Genomic DNA, 2,523 nt, shown 5'->3' with positions numbered 1-2,523 from the left:
GCGGTACGGGTTTTTTGTGTGGCCATAGCTGCTCCTGTGCGTTTATGAGAACTTTCAACAATTGTTGGAAACTGTTGAGTATGTTGGTGCATTAAAATGCACCTGTCAAGAAATATGGTGCATAAAAATACATGATAGGTTCACGATTAAAGGAAGAGCGCGAGCGATTGGGGATGAGTCAACCTGCGTTTGCCGAGTTGGCCGGAGCAAAGAAACGTGCTTTGATAAATTGGGAGAAAGGTGAGACATCGCCAACGGCAGAGGCGCTTAGCCGTTTGCACGGATATGGGCTGGACGTAAACTACGTCATTACTGGTGTAAGAGAGCAAGGTGCAAAAGTTAATATGGAGGTGTCAAAATATGCACCATTGGCAAGTGTGGCAGACATTGCCGTCGACTCAGCCAAAACTGCACTGCTGGCAATCCACGAGATTAGAGATTTACAAGGGCGTGAGGTTGCATTCCCAGAAGACCTGAACTTGATACTCAAAGCGATAAGAGTCGTTGCAGATGCTAAAATAACTGGGGCTTTCACCCCAGAACACTTGAGGGCAGTTTTTGCAGCAGCTAAGGAGCGGAGCTGAATTGGATGAGCTTCCTTCTCAGCTTTGCCTTTTCTACCACTACACAGTTGGGATCGATACGTCTTAGCTCTTTAGTATGATCCAATATAGCTTCTTTCAATTCGCACCGAGCAAACAATACCGCTTCTGTATCGTGTCCTTCGCAAATTAATTCGTCCAAAGCAACCGATGCCAGGAGTAAGCTATTAGCTTTGAATCGACTGCTACTGACCAGCTTATCATTAAGATGAATAACGTTTTCCCTATCCTCGGAGACTTGTATTGAATGCTGCTTCAGTGTTGGCCTCAACTCAAGTAACTTTCGTGACAGGTACACAGTTAGAACAACAACTGCAAATGCAAAAATACAGATGATTGGAGTCATGATTTAATTTGCCTCCCGATGCATCTGGAAAGCCACCTAAAAACCCAAAGTGCGAGGGGGAGTCCTAAAACCAGCACGATACTAAAATTGAGCGTTTGCACAGCATAGGGATAAAAATCCACAAGTAAATTTCTGTCCCATACAGTTCGATCCAAATACCGGGATAATTGAACAAGAACTGCAGCACTGTATGCTAGGCCGACGCAAATCGCTACGCGCCCCACATGTAAATAGAACTTCTTATGTTGGCTGATGAGGACTGTCAAACTGACTAGGTAGATAGAGATCCAAGTCCAGTACCATACAAAAATCATTATATTGTTGGGAATCTCTAGCCACTTACCTTCGTAGAGCATCTCGATACCCATCATGGCAATTTCAGATATCAGGACAATTCTGGCAGTTAAAAAGTAAGACTCATCTTGCAGCCGCACCACTGCTACAACTGCCCACAACACTATGACAGAAACAGTTTGCCAAAAGTCTATCTCGCCCAAAAGGCTATAAAAGTCATTCCATTGCACGATTAGCCCCAACGTTATTTAAAGTGGCGGCTCTTTACCGCTGCCACCACCTAAAGCTTGAGGGGGTTCATTACCGTTCCCGTTACCATCCGGCGTTGAAAAAGGAGGTTCTTTACCGCTGCCACCACCTTCAGTTTGAGGTGGTTCTTTACCGCTGCCACCGCCCTGTATAATGGCCAGGGCTTCATCCGACAGTGTGACAGTATCAGTTGTGCTTAATTGACTAATTGCCGTAGTGCTTTTATCTGGAATCGGCTGCGTAGTATTTTTAGTGATTGGAGTACGACTAAAGGTGTTATTAATAGGATCCATGTTATTTCCTTATTATCCATTGTCTGAAATGTAGACACTCTAAATTTACTCAATGTTACGAATTTGTCAAAATGATAGTGCTGGTGGGTTTTCATATCCGGTAAAGTGCGCCATCATAAGTGGCGAATAACTGAGCAATGGACGCATTATGAAATATGTAATCGCTTTACTGGCATTGATCCTCGTTACCTTGCTGTTTGGTCCGGTGGTGGGTGTCGTTAGTACAGTGTTGCTGTTACTTTGTCTGATCCCTGGATTCGGCACCTTGGTCGCAATCGTCGGTATGGTTTTACTGGTGCACTACCAGGTGGGATGGGACAAAGTGTTAGGATTTGCATGCCTTATGGCTGCAATAATTGCTGCGTGGGTTTTGTTGGACCAATTGCTACCAAGTCCGCAAAAACCGAAAGGTGAACCGATACGCCGCCCTATACCCGATTCAGATTTGTACGAAGACCAATTTGGTGACAAATGGCAATACACGTCTGACCAAAGATGGGTTCTTGCCTCTACCCATGAAAACTCTGCCACACAGCAACTGACATTTTCGCTCACTGACGACGTAGAAAAGATGCTCAATAAAAATGACTAGGGCTGTCTTTTAACACGCGTTAAATTACGCCTAGCTACAGCGCCCACTAAGCTGGGCGCATGAAGATCAATCATCTCCCCCTATATTACGGTTTGGCCAGTGCCCAAGAGGCGCTGCAGATTGCCACCCGTGTTTGTGATGTGCTGG

4 protein-coding genes are annotated in these 2,523 nt (G+C 45.2%); 2 read left to right on the top strand and 2 right to left on the bottom strand.

Features of this window, described 5'->3' with window-relative positions:
* The first annotated feature begins 131 nt into the window (after positions 1 to 131).
* A complete protein-coding gene (locus tag CSR04_RS24605; RefSeq protein ID WP_102798994.1) occupies positions 132 to 584 on the top strand; it encodes a helix-turn-helix domain-containing protein in 453 nt (150 codons plus the stop codon).
* Between the two features lie 360 nt (positions 585 to 944).
* Here CSR04_RS24605 and CSR04_RS24595 read toward each other — a convergent pair whose 3' ends face one another.
* Together CSR04_RS24595 and CSR04_RS24590 are read right to left on the bottom strand one after the other, a co-directional pair.
* Positions 945 to 1,472 (bottom strand): hypothetical protein, encoded by a 528-nt coding sequence (locus CSR04_RS24595; protein ID WP_102798992.1) that lies wholly within the window; start codon positions 1,470 to 1,472, stop codon positions 945 to 947.
* An 18-nt stretch (positions 1,473 to 1,490) separates the two neighbouring features.
* The gene (locus CSR04_RS24590; RefSeq protein WP_102798991.1) at positions 1,491 to 1,784 is read right to left on the bottom strand and encodes a hypothetical protein; all 294 of its coding nucleotides are present in this window, start codon (positions 1,782 to 1,784) and stop codon (positions 1,491 to 1,493) included.
* Positions 1,785 to 1,932: 148 nt separating this feature from the next.
* Between CSR04_RS24590 and CSR04_RS24585 the strand changes: the two genes are divergently transcribed.
* Positions 1,933 to 2,376, top strand: coding sequence for a hypothetical protein (locus CSR04_RS24585; protein WP_102798990.1), 444 nt, complete (start codon positions 1,933 to 1,935; stop codon positions 2,374 to 2,376).
* Positions 2,377 to 2,523 lie beyond the last annotated feature (147 nt).

Source organism: Bowmanella denitrificans, assembly GCF_002887595.1.
Classification (GTDB): domain Bacteria; phylum Pseudomonadota; class Gammaproteobacteria; order Enterobacterales; family Alteromonadaceae; genus Bowmanella; species Bowmanella denitrificans.
The sequence above is the reverse complement of the archived record's forward strand: the minus strand, read 5'-3'. Positions and strand labels throughout refer to the sequence as shown.

Excerpts from the sequence above, each read along its gene's own strand:
- CSR04_RS24605 (WP_102798994.1), top strand. The coding sequence starts at position 132 with ATGATAGGTTCACGATTAAAGGAAGAGCGCGAGCGATTGGGGATGAGT.
- CSR04_RS24590 (WP_102798991.1), bottom strand. The coding sequence starts at position 1,784 with ATGGATCCTATTAATAACACCTTTAGTCGTACTCCAATCACTAAAAAT.
- CSR04_RS24585 (WP_102798990.1), top strand. The coding sequence starts at position 1,933 with ATGAAATATGTAATCGCTTTACTGGCATTGATCCTCGTTACCTTGCTG.